This is a genomic window from Sphingopyxis sp., from assembly GCF_036261875.1.
In the GTDB taxonomy this organism is placed as follows: Bacteria; Pseudomonadota; Alphaproteobacteria; order Sphingomonadales; family Sphingomonadaceae; genus Sphingopyxis.
Window position 1 is genome coordinate 223,011 of the sequence record NZ_DATAJZ010000010.1, and the last position, 23,525, is coordinate 246,535.

A 23,525-nucleotide genomic window follows, 5' to 3' on the forward strand; every position below is an offset into this window, starting at 1 on the left:
GGGCAGCTGACTGGGCGGGGCAGGTGACGGACACGCGCCCGCGCATCGTCGCGCTCGGCGGCAACGCGACCGCCGGCGGTTCGGCCGAGCGGCTGCTGCGCCACGCGCTCGCGTGCTGCGAGGCGCGGGGCGCCGACAGCCTGCTGCTCGCGGGCGATGCGATCGACCTTCCGCTCTATGCGCCGCATCTCAGCGACCGCTGCGACAAGGCGCGGGCGCTGGTCGCCGCGCTTCGCGGCGCCGACGGGGTCATCGTCGCGTCGCCCGCCTATCACGGCACCGTATCGGGGGTGGTGAAGAATGCCCTCGATTATGCGCAGGATCTGGTCGCCGACGCGCAGCCCTATTTCGACGGGCGCGCCGTCGGGCTGATCGCGGTCGCGGGCGGATGGCAGGCGGCGGGCAGCACGCTTGCGACCTTGCGCTCGATCACCCATGCCCTGCGCGGCTGGCCGACGCCGATGGCGGTGACCGCCAATTCGAGCCAGCCGCTCTTCGACGCCGACGGCCTGCTCGCCGATCAGGCGATCGCGGCGCAGCTCGATATCATGGCCGGCCAGGTCGTCGACTTCGCGCAGATGAAGCGCGCTTATGCCGACAATCGGGACAAGGCGGCGGCCTTCGCCTGAGCGTCCTCAGCGGCAATGGTTCCACGCCGGGCCGCGCACCGCGCGCCCGGGCGTCGCGCCGCTATGCTCGCCATCCTTGAGCACCGCGACGCCGTTCACATAGACGTCGCGCATCCCGACCGCATATTGCTGCGGCTGCTCGAAGGTCGCGCGGTCGGCGATCGTCGCGGGATCGAACACCACGACATCGGCATAATAGCCGGGCTTCAGCGCGCCGCGTCCGGCAAGGCCGAGGTTCGTTGCGGGAAGCGAGGTGAGGCGGCGCACCGCTTCCTCGAGCGGGATCAGCTTTTCGTCGCGGACATAGCGGCCGAGCAGGCGCGCGACATTGCCGTAAGCGCGCGGATGGGTGCTCGATTTCAGGAACACGCCCTCGGGCGCCTGTGATTCGGCGTCCGAACCGAAGCTCATCCACGGCAGCTTGATCTGCTTGCGGACATTGTCCTCGGACATCAGGAAATAGATGGTGCCGACGCGCGAGCCATCCTCGACGACCAGATCCATCGCGGTTTCCTCAGGGGACTTGCCGCGCATCGCCGCGACTTCGGCAAGCGTCTTGCCGGTCAGCGGCTTGAGCGCGTCATTCTTGAAACCCGCAAGGATCATCTTGTCGGCGCCCGCGCCGAGATAGAGATTTTCCCAGTCGTTGCCGGGCTTCTGCATCTCGGCGGCGACGCGCGCGCGGATCGCGGGGTCTTTCAGCCGTTCGATCCACGCTTCCAGCCCGCCCGCCTGCACCCAGGTCGGCATCGCGGCGTCGAGCCCGGTCGCGCCGGCGGTATAGGTGTACATGTCGGTGGTGATCCGCAGCCCCTCGGCGCGGGCCGCCTCGATCTTCCTGACGATGGCGTCGAGCTTGCCCCAATTATCGCGCCCCGCCATCTTGAGGTGATAGATTTCGGCGGGCGCGCCCGATTGGCGCGCGATCTCGATCAGCTCGTCGACCGCTTCGCCGATCCGGTCGCTCTCCGAGCGCATGTGGCTGATATACATGCCGCCGCATTTTCCGGCCTCGGTCATCAGCGCAACCAGCTCGGGGGTCTCGGCATAGGAGCCGGGCGCATAGATCAGCGAGCTGCCGACGCCGAGCGCCCCCTCGTTCATCGCCTGCCGGACGAGCAGTTTCATGCGGCCGAGTTGCTCGGGGTTCGGGTCGACGTCGCCTTCGCCCAGTTCGTGGACGCGCACCGTCGCGGCGCCGACGAAGCTCGCGATATTCGTCGCGATGCCGCGCTTTTCGAGATAGGCGAAATAATCGCCGAGGCTGGTCCATTCGATCGGATATTTGATGTCGCCCTGACGCTGGGTTTCCAGCGCCTTCATCGTCGCATTGAGCGGTCCCATCGACCAGCCTTCGCCCATCACCTCCAGCGTGACGCCTTGCCGGATATCGCTCTGGCTCCTCGGATCGGCGATCAGCGATTCGGTCGCCCAGCTCAGCATGTTGATGAAGCCCGGCGCCACCGCCATGCCCCTGGCCGCGACTTCGGTCCGGCCCTTGCCCGCAACCTCGCCGACCGCGACGATGCGGTCGCCCCTGATCGCCACGTCGCCGACGACCGGTGCCTTGCCCGACCCGTCGTAAAGCGTGCCACCGCGGATCACGACGTCATAGGCGGGCTCGGCCGCCGATGCGGCCGCCGCGCCGGCGAGCAGCGCCAGCGCGAGAGTGAAAGTCCGACCGGATGCCATGCGTCTCTCCTGTGCTTTTTCCCGAAAATTTCAGCCGTGCAGGCTCATCAGCGAATCCATGAGGCCGTCGTCGGCGCTCGAACACACCCCCAGCACCAGCGCTTCCTCGCAGCCTTCGGCGACGACGTAAGCGTGGCCCATCGACGAATCGATGTAGATGCCCTGACCGACCTCGAGCGTGACGGGGTCGTAGAATTCGCTGTGCACTTCGATCCGTCCTTCGAGGACATAGATGAATTCCTCGCCCTGGTGGCGGACGAGGTCGCCGAACTCGCGCGCGCTGTGCGCGCGGATGCGGGTGACGATCGGGATCATCCGTTTCTGGCGAAGGTCGGTGCAGAGATAATGATAGTCGTAATTGTCGGTCGTGACGCGCGCCGCCCGGTCGATCGTTCCGATGCTGCGGCGGCCGGTGACGCGCGGCGCGCTTTCCTCCTCCTCTTCGGCGAACAGGTCCGACATGCGAATCTGGAGCCGCTGGCTGAGCTGCTGGAGCTTGTCGTAGCTGAGCGTCAGTCGGTCGTGCTCGACCTTCGACAGCGTCGATACCGGAATCCCCGACTTCGCGCTCATCTCCTTGAGCGTCCAGCCGTTTCGCGAGCGGATGCCACGCATCACCGCGCCGAGCGTCGGCGGGCTGGGACGGTCCGCCATCAGTTCTTCCATTCCATATTTGACAATTTTCTAATCAGGATCATTATGTCCCCATCGGGTCAAGAGGTGCCGTCCCTTGGTAAGGGGTCGCGCGGCTTGCCGCAAGGGTCGGCAGACCCGCCTGACAAAGAGGGGAAGAGGATGCGTTTACTTCACAAAGCCATGATCGGGCTTGCCGCGATCGCGGCGGTTCCGCTCGCGGCGCAGGGCCCGGTCCCCGCGCCCGCCGCCAGGACGGTCGAGGCACCGCCCTTGCCGCCGTCGAAGCCCACGCAGGCGGCGACGCTCAACGCGGCCGATCTCGAAGCCTTTCTCGACGGCTTTCTGCCCTATGCGCTCGACCGCGCGCGCATTCCGGGGGCGGTCGTCGTCGTCGTGCGCGGCGACGGGGTCGTGCTCGAAAAGGGTTATGGCTATGCCGACGTCGCGACGCGCAAGCCCGTGTCGCCTGAAACCACGCTGTTCCGGCCGGGATCGGTGTCGAAGCTCTTCACCTGGACCGCGGTGATGCAGCAGGTTGAGGCGGGCAAGCTCGACCTCGACAAGGATGTGAACGCCTATCTCGATTTCAAGATTCCGCCTTTCGAGGGCAAGCCGATCACGCTGCGCAACATCATGACGCACACCGCGGGCTTCGAGGAATCGGTCCGCTATCTGATCAGCAACGATCCGAAGGCGGTGATGCCGCTCAAGAAGCTGTTGCCGCTCGCGCTGCCCGAGCGCGTGTTCGCGCCCGGAACGACGCCTGCTTACTCGAACTACGCGACCGCGCTTGCGGGCTATATCGTCGAGCGCGTCAGCGGCGAGCCCTTCGACGATTATATCGACAATCATATCTTCAAACCGCTGGGCATGGCGCATTCAACCTTCCGCCAGCCGCTTCCCAAGGCGCTCGTTCCCGATATGGCGAGCGGCTATCCCGACATCACGCAGAAGGCGCGGCCGTTCGAGATCGTGACTCCGGCGCCCGCGGGCAGCCTGTCGGCGAGCGGCGCCGACATGGGCAAGTTCATGATCGCGCATCTGAATGACGGCGCGGGGCTGCTGAAGCCCGAAACCGCGAAGATGATGCACGACTACAAGGCGACCGGCGTCGGCCCGCTCAACAGCATGGCGCTCGGTTTCTACGAACAATGGGTCAACGGCCACCGCGCGATCGCGCACGGCGGCGACACCGTCTGGTTCCACTCCTATCTCTGGCTGTTCCCCGACGCCGACGTCGGCGTCTTCATCTCGATGAACAGCCCGGGCAAGGAAGGCGGCGCGGGCGCGGTGCGCAGCGCGCTGTTCCATGAATTCGCCGACCGCTACCTGCCCGGCCCCGCGCCGACGGGCCGGGTCGATGCGAAAACCGCGAAGCAACATGCCGAAATGATGGTCGGCCATTATGTCACCAGCCGCGGGTCGTTCACCAATTTCATGAGTCTGTTCGGCCTGCTCGGCCAGCCGACGGTGACGCTGACCGAGGACGGCAAGATCAGCGTGCCCGGACTTGACGGCCTCAGCGCCGGCGCGCGCGACTGGGTGGAGGTCGAGCCCTTCGTCTGGCGCGACACCGGCACCGGCGAACGCCTTGCCGCCGACGTCAAGGACGGCAAGGTCGTGCGCTGGAGCCTCGATGCCGGATCGCCGTTCATGGTCTTCGATCCCGCACCCGCCGGCACCAATGCGGCGTGGCTGATGCCCGCGCTGATCGCGGCGCTCGGCATCGCGCTGCTCGCCGCGCTTGCGTGGCCGGTGCGCGCGCTGGTGCGGCGCAGCTTCGGCGCGAGCTTCGCGCTCGAGGGCAAGCCGCTCCGCGCGTATCGCCTGTCGCGCGTCTTCGCGTGGCTGGCGCTGGCCGCGGTCGCCGGCTGGTTCGGTCTGATCGCGGCCTTCTCGGCCGATATCGGCAGCATCGGCGGGCCGCTCGACTGGCTGATCCAGTTGCTGCGCGTCCTGACGCCGCTCGCCGCCTTCGGGCTGCTGGCGACCGCCGCCTGGCACCTGTGGCTCAGCATCCAGGGCAAGCGCAAATGGACGATGAAGCTCGGCGCGGTGCTGCTGGTTCTTGCAGGACTGGTGCTCGTCTGGGTGACGCTTGCCTTCCATCTCTATGGCTTCGGGATGGTCTATTGATGGCGGCGCAGGGCTTTCGCGGATTGACGCTCGACCTTCGGGTCGAGTGTTTTCCTTATCATCAGCCGTTCCGTATCTCGGGCCATGTCTTCACCGAGACGGCGCTGCTCGTCGCCACAGTGTCGGACGGCGAACATGCCGGGCGCGGCGAGGGGGCCGGGGTCTATTATCTCGGCGACGATATCGACCATATGGTCGCCGAAGCGGCCACGGCGCGCGGCGCGATCGAGCAGGGAGCGACGCGCGCGGATCTTCAGACCTTGCTGCCGCCGGGCGGCGCTCGCAACGCGCTCGACTGCGCTTTCTGGGAGCTCGAAGCGAAGCAGCAGGGGCGGCCGGTCTGGGAACTGGCGGGGCTGAGCGCGCCGCAGCCGCTGCGTTCGACGCTGACGCTCGGCGCCGACAGCCCGGATATCATGGCAAAGGCGGCGCTCGCGATCGATCCCGAGGCGCCGGTGAAGGTCAAGCTGACCGGCGACCTCGGCGACGACATCGCGCGCGTCGCCGCGATCCGCGCTGCGCGCCCCGATGCCTGGATCGGCGTCGATGCGAACCAGGGCTATGATGTCGGCACGCTCGCCGACCTGCTGCCGGTGCTCGTCGAGGCGCGCGTCGCGCAGCTCGAACAGCCGCTGAAACGCGGGCGCGAGGCCGATCTCGACGGGCTCAAGCGGCCCTTGCCCTTCGTCGCCGACGAAAGCGCGCTGTCGCTCGCCGATACCGCATCGCTCGTCGGGCGCTTCGACGTCGTCAATATCAAGCTCGACAAGTGCGGCGGGCTGACCGAGGGGCTCGCGATCGCGCGGCAGGCGAAGAGGCTCGGGCTCGACGTCATGGTCGGCAACATGATGGGCACCAGCCTGTCGATGGCGCCCTCCTGGCTCGTCGGGCAGCTTTGCGACATCGTCGATCTCGACGGGCCGACCTTTCTCGCGCACGATCGCGACCCCGGCGTCGTCTATCGCGGCGGCATGATCGACTGTCCGCCCGAAATCTGGGGTTGATGCAAATTCATGTCCTAAATGGGTTGACAATTTTCCGATTAGGACAATAGTCGAAAAACCGAAACATAAGATCGAAGGACGGGATGACGGGGTCATTCCCCACGGCGTGCCCCGCGACTTTCGCGGGCGGGTCTGGGGCGCGCATGGCCTGCATCGACGATCCGGCAAGGACATCATCACGGCCGCACGGGGCGCTTTCGCTGCCTGCCCGGCCAAGTCTTGGGGGTAGGGCGATGAAGAAGAGCTTTTTGATGGCGGGCAGCCTGGCCGCTCTGGCGGTGACGATGCCGGCCCATGCCGACGAAGCGACCGGCGACGAGCATGACATCGTCGTCACCGCGCAGAAACGCGAGCAGCGGCTGATCGACGTGCCGCAGTCGGTGAGCGTCGTGTCGGGCGACGCGCTCGAAAATGTCCAGGCGACGAATTTTTCGGATTATCTGAAGCTCGTTCCGGGGCTTCAGCTCAACCAGACCACCGCCGGCTTCGGTCGTCTCGTGCTGCGCGGCGTCAACACCGGCGGCGTCGCCTCGACCGTTGCGGTCTATCAGGACGAAACAACCTTCGGGTCGAGCAGCGGGCTCGTCAACGGCGCGATCCTCGCGGGCGATTTCGACACCTTCGACGTCGAGCGGATCGAGGTGCTGCGCGGTCCGCAAGGCACCATCTATGGCGCGAGTTCGATGGGCGGCGTGCTCAAATATGTGACGCGCAAGCCCGATACCAGCGGAGTCGAGGTTCGCGCGCGCGGCAGCGTCGAGACGGTCAAGGGCGGCGATGAATCCTATCTGGGCAGCGCGGTGGTCAACGTGCCGCTCGGCGATATGGTCGCTTTCCGTGCCTCGGGCTTCTACCGCGACTTCGGCGGTTTTATCGACTCGATCGGCACCGCGGGGTCTGACGTTGAAGACGACATCAACAGCTCGAAAAGCTATGGCGGCCGCGCGTCGCTGTTGTTCAAGCCGAGCGAGAGTGTCTCGATCCAGCTCAGCGCCTATCTCCAGAATCTGAAGACGCACGCCTCGAACAGCGTCGACAGCGACCCGTCGACCGGGCGGACGCTGTACGGCCGCCTGTCGCAGTCGCAGTTCGTTCCCGAATTCACCGATGTCCGCTACCGCGTCTACAGCGCCGTTGTCGACGCCGATCTCGACTTTGCCAATCTGGTGTGGGCGACGAGCTACAGCAGCCTGTCGCAATCGTTCCGCGGCGATCTCACCACCCAATATGGCGGGCTGATCGAGACCTTTTTCGGCACGCCCAACGATTTCTATCAGGGGCAGCTCACCCGCGTGAAGCGCTTTTCGCAGGAAATACGGCTGCAGTCGCCCGAGAATGAGCATTTCGAATGGCTCCTCGGCGCCTATTACACGCGTGAGAAGGGGATCATCGATCAGGACTTCAACGCGGTGGAGCCGGGGACGCTGACCCCGATCGACGGCCTGCCGCTGCTCGGCATCGCGACGATCAACTCGCGCTACCGCGAGCTGGCGGGCTTCGCCAATGCGACGCTCCATCTCGGCGAACGCTTCGACCTGACCTTCGGCGGCCGCTACAGCGGCAACAAACAGGTGGCGGATCAGGTGTCGGACGGCGTCCTCGCGGGCGGACCCAGTAAGCTGCCGAAGGCGCGCTCGTCCGAAAATGTCTTCACCTTTTCGGTCGCGCCGCAGTTCGAGGTCAGCGATCAGGCGACCATCTATGCCCGCGTCGCCAAAGGCTTCCGCCCCGGCGGCCCGAACGTGCTCGCGCCGGGGGCGCCGCCCGAACTCGCCACCTATGGCTCGGACTCGCTCATCAGCTATGAGCTCGGCGTCAAGGCGGAAACGGTCGACCGCAGCTTCTCGATCGACATCGCCGCTTTCCATATCGACTGGAAGGACATTCAGGTCTTTGGCCAGGTCAATGATTTCGGCGTCAATTTCAACGGCGGCAAGGCGAAGAGCGATGGCCTGGAATTCACGACGACGCTGCGCCCGGCGGGCGGGCTGACCTTCTCGCTCAACGGCGCCTATACCAACGCGAGGCTGAAGGACGACACGCCGCCGCTGGTCGGCGGGCTCGCCGGCGATCGCCTGCCCTACACCCCCAAATACAGCATCGGCGCCAATGCCGATTACGAGTGGGAACTGGGCGGCGACACCAAGGCCTATGTCGGGGCGTCGGTGCGCAGCCTGTCGAAACAGCCCGCGGGCTTCGACCTCGCGTTCCGTACTGCCAACGGCCGGCAGCGCTATCTGCCCGCCTATGAGGTCGTCGATTTGCGCGCCGGGGTCGATTTCGGCAAATATTCGCTCGAGCTTTATGCGAAGAATCTGACCGACAGCGAAGGCAAGACATCGCTCGAGGCGCCGGCCAATGTGCCGCTAGGCGCCGCGGGGACGGCGGTGATCCGGCCGCGGACCTTCGGCGTGACACTGACGGCCGGCTTCTGACGGCCGAGAGGAGAGACTGGATCATGGCTACTGTGCTGCAACGGCGAACCGACGCCGATCGGGGGGGCGTTCCCGCCCTGCCGCAGCCCTATCTCCTCTTCCTCGGCGACACGGTCGAGGCGGGTTATGCCAAGACCGCCTTCGGGCTCGCCGACTGGGCGGCCGACCGCTGCGTCGGCGAATGGTCGGTCGCAGGCTGCGCCGTCACCACCGGCCTGCCGCCGATGGCGCCCGCCGAAGCGCGGGCGGCCGGCGCACGGTCGCTGGTGATCGGGGTCGCCAACCAGGGCGGGGTGATCGGCGAAAGCTGGATCGCGGCGCTCGTCGAGGCGATGGAGGCGGGACTCGACATCGTCAGCGGGCTTCATGCCCGCCTCGCGAGCGTGCCCGCGCTGGCCGAGGCGGCGCGGCGCACCGGACGGCGGCTGATCGACGTCCGCACCCCGCCGCCGTCGATCCCGGTCGGCAACGGGCGGAAACGCAGCGGCAAGAGGTTGCTGACGGTCGGCACCGACTGCGCGCTGGGGAAGAAATATACCGCGCTCGCGCTGCACCGTGCCTTCCTCGAACGCGGGATCGCCGCCGATTTCCGCGCGACCGGCCAGACCGGCATCATGATCGCGGGCGGCGGGATGCCGATGGACGCGGTGGTTTCGGATTTCGAGGCGGGCGCGGCGGAGATGCTGAGCCCCGACGCGGCGGCAGATCATTGGGACCTGATCGAGGGGCAGGGGTCGATCTTCAACCCCGCCTATGCCGCGGTGTCGCTCGGCCTGCTTCACGGCAGCCAGCCCGACGTCTTCGTCGTCTGCCACGATCCGACGCGCAAGGTGATCCTGGGAATGGAGAGTTTCGCGCTGCCGACGATCGAGGAGGTGATCGATCTGACGATCCGCCTCGGCAGCCGGACGAACCCGGCGATCCGCTGCGGCGGGGTCTGCCTCAATACCGCGAGCTTCGACGCAGACGGCGCCGAGGCGCTGATGGCGGCCGAGCGTGCGCGGCTCGGGCTGCCGGTCGCCGATCCGATCCGCGGCGGCGCGGGGTTCGACGCGCTCGTGGACGCCATCCTCGCATGACGGCGGGCGCGGCGAACCCCAGCCGGTTCCAGCGCTTCCTGCTCCCCGGCTTCGCGCTCAAGGCCGTGATCATCGGCGGCGGCTATGCGACCGGACGCGAGCTCGCCGAATATTTCGTGCCCTCGGGGCCGTGGGGCGGGCTCGCCGCGATGCTGCTCGCGACCGGCATCTGGAGCCTCGTCGCCGCGCTGACCTTCGCGCTCGCGCGCCAGTTCGGCGCCTATGACTATCGCGCTTTCTTCAAGGGGCTGCTCGGCCCCGGCTGGATCGCCTTCGAGGCGGCGTATATCATCTTCGTCATCCTGATCCTCGCGGTGTTCGGCGCGGCGGCGGCGGCGATCGGCGCCGCGACCTTCGGCTGGCCCGAATGGGTGGGCGCGCTGCTGCTCGCCGTCCTGATCGTCGCGGTGACCGCGCGCGGGACCGGCGTCGTCGAGCAGATGTTCAAATATGTCTCGATCCTCCTCTACACCGTCTATGCGCTGTTCCTGATCCTCGCGCTCGCGCGCTTCGGCGGGCCGATCGCACAGGGGTTCGCCGCCGCGCCGCCGCCTTCGGGCGACTGGATGGCGGGGGGCGTCACCTATGCGAGCTACAATATCGTCGGCGCGGTGGTGATCCTGCCGGTGCTGCGGCACCTGACCAGCCAGCGCGACGCGGTGGTCGCGGGGCTGATCGCGGGGCCGCTGTCGATGCTGCCCGCGGTGCTCTTCTTCGTCGCGATGATGGCCTTCTATCCCGCGATCGGCGCCGAGACGCTGCCCTCCGATTTCCTGCTCCGCCAGATGAACGTGCCGGGCTTCCACATCCTGTTCCAGGTGATGATCCTCGCGGCGCTGCTCGAAAGCGGCGCGGGCGCGGTGCACGCGATCAACGAGCGCATCTCGGGCGCGGTCGAGAGCCGCGGGCGCCCCGCGCTCGGCGCCGGGGCGCGGGCGCTGATCGGCGCGGCGATCCTCACCGGCTGCATGTTCGTCGCGGGCGAGATCGGGCTCGTCGATCTGATCGCCAGCGGATACCGCTTCCTCGCCTGGCTGTTCCTCGCCGTCTTCGTCGTGCCGCTGCTCACGCTCGGCACCTGGCGCCTGCTGCGCCCCGCGTCCGTTCCCCATATGGAGGCCTTGCCATGAAAGTGTTTCGTCTGCTTGCCCTGCCGTTGCTGCTGTCCGCCGCCGCGCCCGCCTGGGCCGACCCACCCGCCGACATCGGCGAAAGCGTCGAGGCGCTACGACAAAAGGTCGGCGCGCCCGGCGTGTCGATCGCGATCGTCGAGGACGGCAAGACGACGCTCGCGCGCGGCTGGGGCGTCCGCAAGCTCGGCGAGAGCGCGCCGGTCGATGGCGAGACGATCTTCCAGACCGGATCGACCGGCAAGGCGATGACCGTGGCGGCGCTGGCGGTGCTCGTCGACGAGGGCAGGATCGCGTGGGACGATCCGGTCATCCAGCATATGCCCTGGTTCCGCATGTACGACCCGTGGGTCACGCGCGAGATGACGATCCGCGACCTGCTCGTCCACCGCAGCGGGCTGGGGCTGGGGCAGGGCGACCTGATGTTCGTGCCGCGCACCAACCTCACCCGCAGGCAGACCGCCGAGCGCGTGGCTTTCCTGAAACCCCGGACGAGTTTCCGCTCGGCCTATGCCTATGACAATATCCTCTATGCCGTGGCGGGGCAGCTCATTGAGGAGGTTACGGGGCAGCGCTGGGAGGATTTCATCCGCGAGCGGGTGCTGCGCGCGGGCGGCATGAAGAATGCGACGAGCGACAGCGAGGACCGCTTTCGCATCGCGAACCGGAGCTGGCCGCACGCGCGCCTGTCGGGCGTGCTGCGCGGAATCGGGCCGCAGCAGGTGCTCGACGAGCGCGACGAACTCGGCCGCAACGGCGCGCCGGCGGGCGGGCTTGCCTTGAGCGCCGAGGACATGGCGGCATGGCTCAAGATCCAGCTCGCGCACGGCGCGCTCCCCGACGGCAAGCGATTGTTCAGCGAGCAGCAGGCGGCCGAGATGTGGGCGCCGGTGACGCCGATGCCGATCACCCCGCTCCCCGACGCGCTGAAGCCCGCGCAGCCGACGCAGCAAGCCTATGCGCTCGGCTGGCAGGTGCAGGATTATCGCGGCCACCGCATCATCCAGCACGGCGGCGGCGTCTTCGGATCGATCACGCGCGTCGTCATGATCCCCGACAGGAATGTCGGCTTCGCGATCATGATGAACAGCGAGGACAGCGGGATGCTGCTCGGCCTGACCTACGAACTGCTCGACCATTATCTGGACCAGCCCGACTATGGCTGGACCACCAAGTGGGAGGATTGGTATCAGGCGCGGCTGGCGGGCGGGGTCGAGTTCCTCAAGCAGGCGAAGGCGTCGCCCGCCAAATCGGGGCCGTCGCTGCCGCTCGCGGGCTATGCGGGGCGCTACCGCGATCCCTGGTACGGCGACGTGGTGATCGGGTCGGGCGCGAAGGGGCTGACGATCGACTTCACCTCGACGCCGCGGATGGCGGGGCGCCTCAAGCATTGGCAATATGACAGCTTCGTCACCGATTTCGACGATCCCGCGATCGAGCCCGCCTATGTGACCTTCGCGCTCGATGCCGAGGGCAAGGTGACCGGTGTGACGATGAAGGCAGTCAGCCAGATCGCCGATTTCAGCTGGGATTATCAGGACCTCGACCTGAAGCCCGTGGAGGACAAGAAATGAAACGCATCGCCATTCTGCTCGCCGCAACCGCGCTCGCCGCCTGTTCGAGCGGCGGCGACAAGCCGAAGCCGTCCGAAGCGCCGCTGCACAGCCGGATGCTCGTGCTCGACACCCACCTCGACACGCCGCTCCATTTCGAGCGGCAGGGGTGGAATTTCGCCGACCGCCACACCCTCGCCACCGACCTGTCGCAGCTCGACATCCCGCGGATGAAGGACGGCAATCTCGATGGCGGCTTCTTCGCGATCTACACCGATCAGGGGCCGCTGACCGCCGCAGGTTATGCGGCGGCGCTCGCCCACGCCCGCAAGCGGTCGGATGCGATCGACAAGATGATCGCCGACAATAGCGATGTCATCGGCGCCGCGCGCACCGCCGACGATGCGCGACGGCTGAACAAGGAAGGCAAGCTCGTCGCCTTCAAGTCGATCGAGAACAGCTATCCGCTGGGCGAGGATCTGTCGCTGCTCAAGGAATTCTACGACAAGGGCGTGCGGCTCGCGGGGCCGGTGCACGGGGCGAACAACCAGTTCGCCGACAGCGCGACCGACAAGCCGCGCTGGAACGGGCTCAGCCCGCTCGGCAAGCAATGGGTCGCCGAGATGAACCGGCTCGGCATCGTCATCGACGCGAGCCATTCGTCCGATGCGACCTTCGACCAGCTTCTCGCGCTGTCGAAATATCCGATCCTGCTTTCACATTCGAGCCTGCGCTCGGCGCACGACCATCCGCGCAACCTCGACGAGGGGCGGCTGAAGGCGCTTGCGGCGAAGAGCGGCGCGATGTGCATCTCGACCATCTATATGTCGGAAATGAACATGTCGCCCGCGCGCGCGAAGCTGTTCGCCGACTATGAGCGGATCGGCGAATTGAGCCCCGAAGCGCAGGCCGACCTCACCCGTCAATGGCGCGAACTCGACAAGACCGAAACGATGTGGGCGGCGGACTTCGAGGATTATATGAAGATGGTACTGCGCGCGATCGAGGTCGGCGGCGTCGATCATATCTGCTTCGGCGCCGACTGGGACGGCGGCGGCGGCCTCAAGGGCATCGAGGACATCGCCGCGCTGCCCAAGGTCACCGAGCGGCTGAAGGCGGCGGGCTATTCGGACGCCGACATCGAGAAGATGTGGAGCGGTAACATTCTCCGCGTCCTCGCGGCACAGGGGAAATAGACGGCGCAAACCCCCAGTCGTCTTTGCGAGGAGCGTAGCGACGAAGCAATCTCCAGCCATCGTTCCTTACAGACGTTGGCTGGAGATTGCTTCGCTACGCTCGCAATGACGATTCCAAGGCAGTATCCCGTGATCAAACTCACCGTTATGCGGCGAGGCTCTCGACGCCAAAGGGTGCGGCTTCCTTCCTTCCGTCCAACGCGACTTCGATCACCGCGACCGTCTCGCCCAGCTTGGCGGCGATGACGGCGGCGCGCATGTCGTCGAGACCGGCAGCAGCCACCTCGATCCTCAGAAACCCGCTGCCTGCCTCCATCCGCATCATCGACGGCACGATCGCGCGCTGCGCAAAGACGCCGGCGATGCGCGGAAGCGATTGCGGATCGGGAAGCGCGTCGATCCGGAACCGGTGCATCAGGCCGCGACCCGCTCGGCGCCCGCGATGACCTCTTCGGCCATTTCGTCGGCGACCGCCGCGGGCGAGCGGCCCTCGCGCGCGGCGCGGTCGAGCAGCGCGGCGACGCGCGGCGCGATCTGTCCCACGCGGGCTTCGACGTCGCTTTCGTCCTCGCCCAGATATTCGGCCGAGACGCTGATGATCCCGCCCGCGTTGACGACATAGTCGGGCGCATAGGCGATGCCGCGGTCGCGCAGCATGTCGCCGACTTCAGGCGCGGCGAGCTGGTTGTTCGCTGCGCCGCAGACGAGCTTCGCCTTCATCGCGCGGACGCTGTCGCGACCCAGCACGCCGCCGAGCGCGCAGGGCGCGAAGATTTCGGCCTGCACCGACGCGATCGCATCGACGTCGACGACCTTGGCGCCCAGGATCGCGGCGAGCCGGTCGCGGCGCGCCGGGTTCGGATCGGCGATCACCAGCCGCGCCCCGGCATCGGACAGGCGGCGACAGAGGTCGGCGCCGACATTCCCCGTTCCCTGCACCGCGACCGTCAGCCCGGCGAGGTCGGTGTCGAGCGCGAAGCGCGCCGCGGCGCGCATCGATTCGAAGACTCCGCGCGCGGTCCACGGCGACGGGTCGCCCCCGGCGCGGCCGGCGGCGGGCGGGAGGCCCGCGACGTGGCGCGTCGTGCCGGCGACCTCCTGCATATCGGCGACCGACGTCCCGACATCCTCGGCGGTCACATAGAGGCCGCCGAGCTGCTCGACCGCGCGGCCGAAGGCGCGGAACAGCTTCGCGCGGTCGAAATCGCCCGCGGGTTTGCGCAGCACCGCCTTGGCGCCGCCCAGCGGCAGGCCGGCGAGCGCGTTCTTGTAGCTCATGCCCTCGGCGAGCCGCAGCGCGTCGGCGAGCGCTTCGTCGATGCCGGCATAGGTCCAGAAGCGGCAGCCGCCGGCGCCGGGGCCGAGCGTCGTCGAATGGATCGCGATCACGCCGTCGAGTCCGCTCTCGGCGTCGTGCAGGCGAACGCATTCGACCGGCGGGGTCAGGCGGGCGGGGCGGGCAACCATGAATCTCTCCTTTGATGAGGCGCCGAGGATGGCATGGGTGCTGCGGGTAATCTCGGTCGCTTTTCGGGGTGGATCGGCAAAATATGGGATATTTATTCCCAAATATTTGTCCTATGGGAAATGAATGACCGATCTTGATCCGTTCGAGATAAAAATCCTCCGCGAGATGCAGCGCGACGCGAGCCAGACGACCGCCGAGATCGCCGAGCGCGTCGGCCTGTCGGTGTCGCCCTGCTGGCGCCGCATCGACCGGCTCGAGCGCGAGGGCTTCATCCGCAAGCGCGTCGCGCTGATCGACCGGCGGCGCGTCGGGCTCAACGCGCATGTCTTCGCGCAGGTGAAGCTCAACGCCCACGGCCGCGCCAACCTCGACGAATTCAGCGCGGCGATCCGCGGCTTTCCCGAAGTGCTCGACGCCTATGTGCTGATGGGCACGACCGATTTCATGCTGCGCATCGTCGCGAAGGACATCGACGCCTATGAGCGCTTCTTCTTCGATCAGCTCAGCAAATTGCCGGGCATTCAGGAGATCAACTCGACCGTCGCGCTGTCCGAGATCAAGGCGACGACCGAATTGCCGCTATAGGGGCGAGCCCGCCCGCGCGAACCAGATGACGTGGCGTGCGCCCTTGCCGCTCGCGCGGGCGCGGACGCCGACCTCCTCGACCCGAAAGCCCGCCGCCGCGAGGCGCTTCGTGAAGCGTGCGTCGGGGGCGGCCGACCAGATTGCCAATAGCCCGCCCGGCCGCAGCGCCGCCTTTGCCTTCGCGAGGCCTGCGGGCGAATAGAGGCGGTCGTTCGCGGGGTGCGTCAGCCCGTCGGGGCCGTTGTCGACATCGAGCAGGATCGCGTCGTAGCGGCCGGACGCTGCCGCGATCGCGGCGCCGACGTCCTCGATAACCAGTTCGACGCGCGGATCGTCGAGGCAGCCCGCCGCCAGCTCCGCCATCGGCCCGCGCGCCCAATCGATAATCGCGGGCACCAGTTCGGCGACGGTGATCCTGGCTTTCGGCCCCAATGCCGCCAGCGCCGCGCGCAGCGTGAACCCCATGCCATAACCGCCGATCAGCAGATGCGCGGCGTCGGGGTCGTGCAACCGCTCGCAGCTCATCACCGCGAGCGATTCCTCCGAACCGCTCATCCGGCTGTTCATCAACTCGTTGCCGCCGATCGCGATGATATGATCCTCGCCGCGCCGGAACAGGCGCAGCGTTTCGCCACCCGGAATCGCGGCGGTGTCGATCAGCTCGCGGATTTTCACTCGGCGGTCAGTTCAATTCGCCAAGGCCGAGCGCGTCGAGCAGCGCCGCGCGCGCCTGCCGCACTTCGGCGACGAGCGCCGCCGACGCGAGGTCGCCGGGCGCGATCGCTTCGGGCCAATGCTTCGCCACCACCTCGGCGATGCGATCGAGCTTGGCCGTGTCGGCGAGGAAGCGCGGATCGACGCGCGCCGGATCGGCGACGACGCGCAAGCGGAGGCAGGCAGGACCGCCGCCGTTCGCCATCGACTGGCGAACGTCGACGGGAAGCAGGCGGCGGATCGGCCCGTTGCCCGCGACATGCGCCTCCAGCCAGTCCCAGACCGATTTCGTCTCGCGTGCCTCGGTCGGCAGCACCAGCCCCATGCCGCCATCGCCGGGCAGGCTGACGAGTTGCGCGTTGAAGAGATAGGATTTGATCGCTTCGGGCAGGCTGACCGCGCTCGCGGGCACCTCGACGATCTCGACCTCGGGAAAGGCCGCGCGGATCTGCGCGTGCGCGCCTTCGCGGTCCTCGAACGCGGTTTCGTGCGTGAACAGCACCCGCTCGTTCGCGACCGCGACGACGTCGTTGTGGAAGGCGCCGCCCTGGATCGCGATATCCGACTGGCGGATGAAGAGCGTGCGCGCGGGGTCGAGCCGATGCTTGCGCGCGATCGCCTTCGACGCGTCGAGATGCTGGCGCGCCGGGAAGCGGCCGCCGCCGACGCCGTAGACGAAAATCTCGACCCCCGGCGACCCGTGCCCGTCGCAGAGCCGCATATGGTTCGCCGCGCCTTCGTCGCCGAAGGGGGCGGGGATGGGGCCGTGCACGACGAACGCCGGATCGGCGAAGGCGAGGCGAAGCTGCGCGAGCGTCCCCGGCCATTCGTGGCTGCGATGCGGCATGGTGACGAGGTTGGCGACGGTCAGATGGCATTTGCCGTCGGCGCTGTCGGGCGCGGGCGAGACGGTCGCGGCGTTCGCTGCCCACATCGACGAGGCCGACCAGGCCTGCGCGCGCAGATGCGCTTCCGCGCCGTCGAGCGTCGTGCCGAGCGTTTCGAGCCACGGCGCGTCGGGGCGATCCAGCGGCATGAAGAAGCCTTGGCGGAGCCCGAGCGCGATATTGTGGCGCATCTTCTCGATGCCCTGCAGCGCCGCGGCGCGCGGCTGCGACACGTCGCCGGCGTTGCTCGCCGAGGCGATATTGCCGCGGCTGAGGCCGGCATAATTGTGGGTCGGGCCGATGATCCCGTCGAAATTGATTTCGGTGAGCATGTCAGCGCCCGATCCAGCTTATCGCGTCACCGACCCCGACACCCAATATCCGCGCCGCTTCGGCGTCGATCGTGCCGTCGGCGCCCATGCGCCCGAAACAGCAGCGGAAATCGGCGAGCTGGCCGGTGGCGATCAGCGCGTCCGCGACTCCCCCGTCTCCACCATCGCCGATCGCCGTCACCGCGACATGCTTCGCATCGCGGATGCTCGCGACCTGATCGGTGCGCGCGGTCATCGTCGGGCCGCCGTCGAAGATGTCGATATAATTTTCGAAGGCGAAGCCCTCATTCTCCAGCATCCGCATCGCGGCGCGGCCCGTCGGATGCGGCACGCCGATCACCGCGCGCGCGGTTTCGGGGAGCATCGCGATATAGACGGGATGCTTGGGCATCAGGTCGGCGATGAACTGGTTGCCGTGCACCGCGTTGAACTGATCGGCCTCCTGGAAATTCATCCCGAAGAATTTGCCCGCGACCCCGTCCCAGAAGGGCGAGCCGCCGGCCTCGTCGATCACGCCGCGCAGCTCGGCGAGGATGCGGTCGGCGAAGCGCGCGCGGTGGCGCGCGATGAACAGATAGCGCGAGCGCGCGAGCAGCAGCCCGAGCCCGCCGGCGCGCGCCGCGGGGTGAAGGAACAGCCCGCCGACCTCGCTCGCGCCGTTAAGGTCGTTGCTGAGCATCAGCACCTGCGCGTGGAAGGTGCGGTCGAGCTGCTCGCTATGCTTGCTGTCGGTGCCGATGCGATAGGAGTAGAAGGGCCAGCGCTGGCCGACCTGCCCGAAAATCTGGCAGGTGCCGCGCACCTCGCCGCTATCCATGTCCTCGAGCACCATCAGATAAAGGTCGTCGCCCGGCTCATCCTTGTCCGACGCGAAACCGGCCTCGGCGCGTTCGAGCTTGGCGCGCAGCGCCTGGCGATCGGGGGGCAGGTTGGTGAAGCCGCCGCCGGTCAGCTTCGCCATTTCGTAGATGCTCTGGAGATCGCCCGGTTTGGCCGCCCGGATCACATAGGTCACACAGTCCCCCGTTCCACTATTTTCAACAAGGTGAGCGCCGATAGCTGTGCCCGTTCGGCGAGGCTGTCGACGATCAGAAATTCGTCCGACGAATGGATGGCGCCACCGCGCGGACCCATGGTGTCGACGACGGGCACCCCGCACGCCGCGATATTATTGCCGTCGCAGACACCGCCGGTGGCGTTCCAGCCGATCGCCAGGCCGAGCGTCGCGCCGCAGTCGCGCACCAGTTCGAAGAGGCGCGTCGCGGAGGGATCGAGCGGCTTGGGCGGGCGATTGAAGTTGCCGTGGAGGTGGCAATGCACATCATGGTCGCGCGAGATGGCGGCGATCGCATCGCGCAGCGCCGCTTCGGCGGCAGCCATGGCATCGGGCGTCATCGGGCGCATGTTGACGCGCAGAATCGCCTGATCGGGAACGACATTGTTCGGCCCGCCGCCGTCGATCTTGGCCGGATTGACCTTGAGGTCCGGCGATTTCAGCGCGTTCAGCCGCAGCGCGAGGTCGGCTGCGGCGACGAGGGCGTTGCGCCCCTCCTCGGGATTGCGCCCGGCGTGCGCCGAACGGCCGTGGATCAGGACCGAGAAATTGCCGCTGCCCGGCCGTGCGCCCGCGAGCGTGCCGTCGGGCAATGCGGGTTCGTAGGTCAGCGCGGCGGTCTTGCCGCGCGCCAGTTCGGCGATCAGCGCCGCCGAGGCGTGGCTGCCGGTCTCCTCGTCGCTGTTGATCATCACGTCATAGCCGACGCGCGCCGCGAGCGGCGAGGCCTCAAGCGCGCTCAGCGCCGCGAGGATCACAGCGATACCACCCTTCATGTCGGCGGTGCCGGGGCCGTTCAGCACGCCGGGTTCCAGCCATTGCAGCGACTGGAAGGGATGGTCGGCGGCAAACACCGTGTCCATATGGCCGGTCAGCAGCAGTTGCACCGGCGCCTCGGGCCGGACGCGCAAATGGAGATGGTCGCCGCGCTGGGTCGTCCGGACATTGCCGGCGGCATCGACGCTCTCGACCGGATCGGGCGCGACGAGCCGCACCGCGCCGGGCAAGCCCGCGAAGGCGTCGGCGAGCAGGCCCGCTACGGTCTTCAGCCCCGCCAGATTGCCGGTGCCGCTGTTCACCGCCGCCCATTGCTCGACCTGCGTCAGCATCGGGGCATCGGCGGCGCGTTCGAGGGTCGCGCTTTCGCTTGCGGTGAGGGTGGTCATGGCGTGGCTATAGCGAGCGGCGAGCGGCTTTGGCACCCCCGGCCCGGCATTTTGTTGCCGCGATACCGTAAGTCACTGATGCCGTGCGCCCGCGCGCCTATGCACCCCATGCGAATCCTCGCCCGATTGACGCTGTTAACCAAAATTTCGTGGCCGTTCCGCTACCCGCCCCGGAGCAATGATGAGTGGATCGATGACTGCTGCCTTCGTGCTTGGCATCAATATGGCCGTTGCGGGCATCTTTGCCGTGGCCTTCGCGGTGGTCGCGGCAACGAACCGGAGCGCGCGCGGCGCGCGGTGGCTGGCGCTCGGCTGCGGCATGGGAATCGTCAATGCCGGACTGGAATTTCTGCTCCGGCAACAGGCCGATCCGGTGCCGGTCAGCATCGGCATCTTCCTCGTCTTCCTGTCGGCGCTCAGCTTCGCGCTGATCGGGGTCGCGCGCCACTATCACGTTCGCCCGCCATGGACCGCGATGACGGCGATCTGGATCGTCACGATCCTGCTGGTGCCGGTGATCTTCAACATGACCTATGGCTCGCTATTGCGGCTGGCGCTCTATCAGCTTCCCTATTTCGCTATGCAGGCGCTGTTCGGTATCATGATCTGGCGCTCGGGTCGCCGGCAGCCGCTCGACCTGCTGCTCGTCGCGCTGCAGGCGGTCGCGGCGGCGATTTATCTGCTCAAGCCGCTGTTCGCCATGATGGTCGGCACGGCGCCCACCCCGCAGGACTATATGGAAACGACCTATGCGGCGATCTCGCAAAGCGGCAGCGTGGTGGTGCTGATCGCGACCGGACTCGTCATGCTGCTGGTGACCATGCGCGACACGACGGCCGAGATGATCGCCCGCTCCGAAACCGATCCGCTGTCGGGCGTCTTCAATCGCCGCGGTTTTGAGCGTCATGCCGAAGCAGCGCTCGCGCGCGCAGGCGATGACGGGAGCAGAGCGGTGCTGATCGCCGCCGATCTCGATCATTTCAAGCGGATCAACGACAGTTTCGGCCATGCCGCGGGCGATGGAGTAATCGCGCATTTCGCCGCGATGCTGGCCGAGACCGCGCCGTCCGGCGCGATCGTCGGTCGCGTCGGGGGCGAGGAGTTCGTCGTCCTCCTGCCCGGCGCGCTATTGTCCGACGGACGGCTTTATGCCGAAGTAGTGCGCGCGGCCTTCGCCGCGGCGAAATTGCCGGTGCTCGGCGTCGACCGCCGGTTCAGCGCTTCCTTCGGTGTCGCGCAATGGATGCCGCCGGAGGCTTTGCCCGACCTGATGCATCGCGCCGACACCGCACTCTACCGCGCGAAGACGGGCGGGCGAAACCGCGTCCGCGTCGCGCTCGGCGATCTGCCCCCGACGCCGGTGCGCGGCGCCGCCTGACCCGAAACTTTTTAAGTTCCCGTCGTTCCCGCGAAAGCGGGAACCCGGCTTTCTGCTCTCTTAATTCTTCGCGCCTTTGCGTGAGTCTTTTGAAAATCTCACGCAAAGGCGCAAAGGCGCGAAGAAGGAAAAGCTGGATTCCCGCTTTCGCGGAAATGACGAGGGAAGGAGGGCTGATAGGTCCCGATCCGGACTCATCCGATTGCCGCGAGCATGATCTCCAGCATCGGGCGCATTCGCCGGATCTCGTCGCGATGTGCCGCCGACAGTGCCGCCAGCGCGTCGCGCGCCTTGGCGGTCAGCCGCAGCCGTGCGCGGCGCCGGTCGTCGGTCGCGGCAATCCGCTCGATCCAGCCCTGATCGGCGAGACGGTTGATGAGCCCCGTCGCGCTGTGCGGCTTGAGCATCAGCCGCCGCGCCACATCGCCGATCGTCGGCAGGTCCGGCCCGGCGCCGCGAATTGCGAGCAGTGCCTGATGTTGCTGCGGGGTCAGTCCCTGCTCGATCGCGCGCGCCTCGCTGAAGGCATGGAATTGCCGCAGCGCATGGCGGAAATCGGCGAGCGCGGCGTAATCGGCGTCGGTGAGGGCGGTCTCGCGCGGCATGGAGGACGGCATAGGGGGCGGCACGAAAGGAGGAAAGCTCCATTGAATTATATCGCATTGCGATATAATGGCGCGGGCCGCCCATTCAATCCTGCTGGAAATCCCATGTCCGTTCCTCCCGCCGCCTATAAACTCGCGGATCACAGCGCCGACCGGCGGATGCTGTTGCTCGCCGGGCTGGCGCTGGCGATCGGGGCGGGCGCTGCGGGCGGTGCCTGGGTGCTGCTGAAATCGATCGCGCTCGCGACGAACCTCTTCTGGTTCGGCCGCTTCTCCTTCGCCGCGACCGCGATCACCGATGCGTCGGTCGGCCTGCTCGTCGTCGTCATTCCGGTGATCGGGGCGCTGATGATCGGGGTGATGGCGCGGTTCGGCTCTGACAAGATCCGCGGTCACGGCATTCCCGAGGCGATCGAGGCGATCCTCTATGGCCAGAGCCGCCTGTCGCCGAAGGTCGCGGTGCTGAAGCCGATTTCGGCGGCGATCTCGATCGGCAGCGGCGGGCCGTTCGGCGCCGAGGGGCCGATCATCATGACCGGCGGCGCGATCGGCTCGCTGTTCGCGCAGCGCTTCCGCCTTAGCGCCGCCGAGCGCAAGACGCTGCTGGTCGCGGGCGCCGGGGCGGGGATGACCGCGATCTTCGGCACCCCGCTCGCGGCGATCCTGCTGGCGCTGGAGGTGCTGCTGTTCGAGTGGAAACCGCGCAGCTTCGTCCCCGTCGTCGTCGCGGTGCTCGTCGCGATGGGCGCTCGCCCGCTGCTCATCGGCAGTGAGCCGATGTTCCCGCTTGCCGCGTCGCTGCCGCCCGCCGGATCGGCGCTGCCGATCGCCGGCGTGCTCGGTGTGGTCGTGGGGCTGGAGGCGGCGCTGCTGTCGGCGCTGCTTTACCGCATCGAGGACGGCTTTCACCGCTTGCCGGTGCACTGGATGTGGTGGCCCGCGATCGGCGCGGTGGTGGTCGGGCTTGGCGGGCTGATCGACGCGCATGTCCTTGGCGCCGGCTATGGCAGCATCCAGGCGCTGCTCGACGGAACGCTCGCGATGCGCGTCGTGGTCGCGCTGCTGGTGGTCAAGGCGGTGGTCTGGCTTTTCGCTTTGGGATCGGGGACTTCGGGCGGCATATTGGCCCCGCTGTTGATCCTCGGCGGCGCGGCGGGGGCACTCGCGGGGCATCTCTGGCTCGGCAATCCGGGCGTCTGGGCGCTTGTCGGCATGGCCGGAATCCTGAGCGGCGCGATGCGCGCGCCGCTGACCGGAGCGCTGTTCGCGGTCGAGGTGACGGGGCTGTACGGCGCGCTGCCGCTGACCATCGCGGCCGCGTGCGGCGCCTATGCGGTCAGCGTGCTCCTCATGCAGCGCTCGATCCTCACCGAAAAGATCGCGCGGCGCGGGCGGCACATCCGGCAGGAATATGTCGTCGACCCGATGGACCTTGTGCAGGCGCGCGACCTGATGACGCCGCAGCCCGCGACGCTGCCCGGAACGATGGCGGCGGGCGACGTCCTCGATTTCTTCGCCGAAAGCGCCGAGCATCGCAGCTATCCGGTGGTCGATGCCGAGGGCCGGCTGCTGGGTCTCGTGTCGCGCAGCGACGTGCTCGAATGGCGCGTCGCCGACATGCCGGCCGACCGCACCCTCGCCGATCTCGTCTCCGACGCCGCGCAGCCGGTCGCCCACGCCGACGCGCCGATCGGACAGATTGCCGACATGATCGTCGAAACCGGGGTCGGGCGCATTCCGATCGTCGATCCGGCGACGCGCAAGGTGCTGGGCATCCTGTCGCGCCACGACCTGCTCAAGGCGCGCCGCGACCATCGGAGGGCGGAGACGGCGCGGTCGCGGTGAA

Annotated in this window: 20 protein-coding genes; 11 read left to right on the top strand and 9 right to left on the bottom strand. The window is 67.6% G+C overall.

What is annotated here, in order from left to right; genetic code table 11:
• Positions 1 to 23: 23 nt before the first annotated feature.
• Positions 24 to 629: an NAD(P)H-dependent oxidoreductase gene (locus tag VHO04_RS06190; RefSeq protein WP_329627494.1), complete on the top strand. Its 606-nt coding sequence runs from the start codon at positions 24 to 26 to the stop codon at positions 627 to 629.
• 6 nt (positions 630 to 635) lie between these two features.
• Here the strand turns inward: VHO04_RS06190 and VHO04_RS06195 are convergent, their stop codons facing one another.
• Both VHO04_RS06195 and VHO04_RS06200 read right to left on the bottom strand, forming a co-directional pair.
• Positions 636 to 2,321, bottom strand: a complete 1,686-nt coding sequence (locus VHO04_RS06195) for a D-aminoacylase (protein WP_329627495.1) — start codon at positions 2,319 to 2,321, stop codon at positions 636 to 638.
• Between the two features lie 30 nt (positions 2,322 to 2,351).
• Positions 2,352 to 2,975: an XRE family transcriptional regulator gene (locus VHO04_RS06200; RefSeq protein ID WP_329627496.1), complete on the bottom strand. Its 624-nt coding sequence runs from the start codon at positions 2,973 to 2,975 to the stop codon at positions 2,352 to 2,354.
• Between the two features lie 162 nt (positions 2,976 to 3,137).
• On the opposite strand from VHO04_RS06200, the gene VHO04_RS06205 reads away from it, so the two are divergent.
• The 7 genes from VHO04_RS06205 to VHO04_RS06235 all read left to right on the top strand — a co-directional run bounded on the left by VHO04_RS06205 (position 3,138) and on the right by VHO04_RS06235 (position 13,490).
• On the top strand, positions 3,138 to 5,093 hold the full coding sequence (locus tag VHO04_RS06205; RefSeq protein WP_329627497.1) for a serine hydrolase domain-containing protein: 1,956 nt from the start codon (positions 3,138 to 3,140) through the stop codon (positions 5,091 to 5,093).
• Positions 5,093 to 6,097, top strand: coding sequence for a dipeptide epimerase (locus tag VHO04_RS06210; RefSeq protein ID WP_329627498.1), 1,005 nt, complete (start codon positions 5,093 to 5,095; stop codon positions 6,095 to 6,097). Before VHO04_RS06205 ends, VHO04_RS06210 begins: the two co-directional genes overlap by 1 nt.
• A 251-nt stretch (positions 6,098 to 6,348) precedes the next feature.
• Entirely contained in the window at positions 6,349 to 8,532 is a 2,184-nt protein-coding gene (locus VHO04_RS06215) for a TonB-dependent receptor (protein ID WP_329627499.1), read from the top strand.
• Positions 8,533 to 8,555: 23 nt separating this feature from the next.
• Positions 8,556 to 9,611, top strand: a complete 1,056-nt coding sequence (locus tag VHO04_RS06220; RefSeq protein ID WP_329627500.1) for a DUF1611 domain-containing protein — start codon at positions 8,556 to 8,558, stop codon at positions 9,609 to 9,611.
• Positions 9,608 to 10,741, top strand: a complete 1,134-nt coding sequence (locus VHO04_RS06225) for a hypothetical protein (protein WP_329627501.1) — start codon at positions 9,608 to 9,610, stop codon at positions 10,739 to 10,741. The genes VHO04_RS06220 and VHO04_RS06225 overlap by 4 nt, the downstream gene beginning before the upstream one ends.
• A complete protein-coding gene (locus VHO04_RS06230; RefSeq protein ID WP_329627502.1) occupies positions 10,738 to 12,315 on the top strand; it encodes a serine hydrolase in 1,578 nt (525 codons plus the stop codon). The genes VHO04_RS06225 and VHO04_RS06230 overlap by 4 nt, the downstream gene beginning before the upstream one ends.
• Positions 12,312 to 13,490, top strand: a complete 1,179-nt coding sequence (locus VHO04_RS06235) for a dipeptidase (protein ID WP_329627503.1) — start codon at positions 12,312 to 12,314, stop codon at positions 13,488 to 13,490. Before VHO04_RS06230 ends, VHO04_RS06235 begins: the two co-directional genes overlap by 4 nt.
• Before the next feature lie 145 nt (positions 13,491 to 13,635).
• Here VHO04_RS06235 and VHO04_RS06240 read toward each other — a convergent pair whose 3' ends face one another.
• Both VHO04_RS06240 and VHO04_RS06245 read right to left on the bottom strand, forming a co-directional pair.
• Positions 13,636 to 13,905 (bottom strand): hypothetical protein, encoded by a 270-nt coding sequence (locus tag VHO04_RS06240; protein ID WP_329627504.1) that lies wholly within the window; start codon positions 13,903 to 13,905, stop codon positions 13,636 to 13,638.
• Entirely contained in the window at positions 13,905 to 14,957 is a 1,053-nt protein-coding gene (locus tag VHO04_RS06245; RefSeq protein WP_329627505.1) for a Leu/Phe/Val dehydrogenase, read from the bottom strand. Before VHO04_RS06245 ends, VHO04_RS06240 begins: the two co-directional genes overlap by 1 nt.
• Before the next feature lie 124 nt (positions 14,958 to 15,081).
• Here VHO04_RS06245 and VHO04_RS06250 point away from each other — a divergent pair, with 124 nt between their 5' ends.
• Positions 15,082 to 15,543: an Lrp/AsnC family transcriptional regulator gene (locus VHO04_RS06250; protein ID WP_257548234.1), complete on the top strand. Its 462-nt coding sequence runs from the start codon at positions 15,082 to 15,084 to the stop codon at positions 15,541 to 15,543.
• Here VHO04_RS06250 and VHO04_RS06255 read toward each other — a convergent pair.
• Genes VHO04_RS06255 through VHO04_RS06270 form a run of 4 tightly spaced genes read right to left on the bottom strand, consistent with a single transcriptional unit; the run spans position 15,538 to position 19,696 of the window.
• A complete protein-coding gene (locus VHO04_RS06255; RefSeq protein ID WP_329627506.1) occupies positions 15,538 to 16,218 on the bottom strand; it encodes an MnmC family methyltransferase in 681 nt (226 codons plus the stop codon). The genes VHO04_RS06250 and VHO04_RS06255 overlap by 6 nt on opposite strands.
• Positions 16,219 to 16,225: 7 nt before the next feature.
• Positions 16,226 to 17,476, bottom strand: a complete 1,251-nt coding sequence (locus VHO04_RS06260) for an N-succinylarginine dihydrolase (RefSeq protein ID WP_329627507.1) — start codon at positions 17,474 to 17,476, stop codon at positions 16,226 to 16,228.
• A gap of 1 nt (position 17,477) precedes the next feature.
• Positions 17,478 to 18,491, bottom strand: coding sequence for an arginine N-succinyltransferase (locus tag VHO04_RS06265; RefSeq protein WP_329627508.1), 1,014 nt, complete (start codon positions 18,489 to 18,491; stop codon positions 17,478 to 17,480).
• On the bottom strand, positions 18,488 to 19,696 hold the full coding sequence (locus tag VHO04_RS06270) for a hydrolase (RefSeq protein ID WP_329627509.1): 1,209 nt from the start codon (positions 19,694 to 19,696) through the stop codon (positions 18,488 to 18,490). The genes VHO04_RS06265 and VHO04_RS06270 overlap by 4 nt, the downstream gene beginning before the upstream one ends.
• A 193-nt stretch (positions 19,697 to 19,889) precedes the next feature.
• On the opposite strand from VHO04_RS06270, the gene VHO04_RS06275 reads away from it, so the two are divergent.
• Complete coding sequence (locus VHO04_RS06275; RefSeq protein WP_329627510.1) at positions 19,890 to 21,074, top strand: GGDEF domain-containing protein; 1,185 nt, start codon at positions 19,890 to 19,892, stop codon at positions 21,072 to 21,074.
• Positions 21,075 to 21,268: 194 nt separating this feature from the next.
• Here VHO04_RS06275 and VHO04_RS06280 read toward each other — a convergent pair whose 3' ends face one another.
• Positions 21,269 to 21,679, bottom strand: a complete 411-nt coding sequence (locus tag VHO04_RS06280) for a helix-turn-helix domain-containing protein (protein WP_329627511.1) — start codon at positions 21,677 to 21,679, stop codon at positions 21,269 to 21,271.
• 105 nt (positions 21,680 to 21,784) lie between these two features.
• On the opposite strand from VHO04_RS06280, the gene VHO04_RS06285 reads away from it, so the two are divergent.
• On the top strand, positions 21,785 to 23,524 hold the full coding sequence (locus tag VHO04_RS06285; RefSeq protein ID WP_329627512.1) for a chloride channel protein: 1,740 nt from the start codon (positions 21,785 to 21,787) through the stop codon (positions 23,522 to 23,524).
• Position 23,525: the final 1 nt, after the last annotated feature.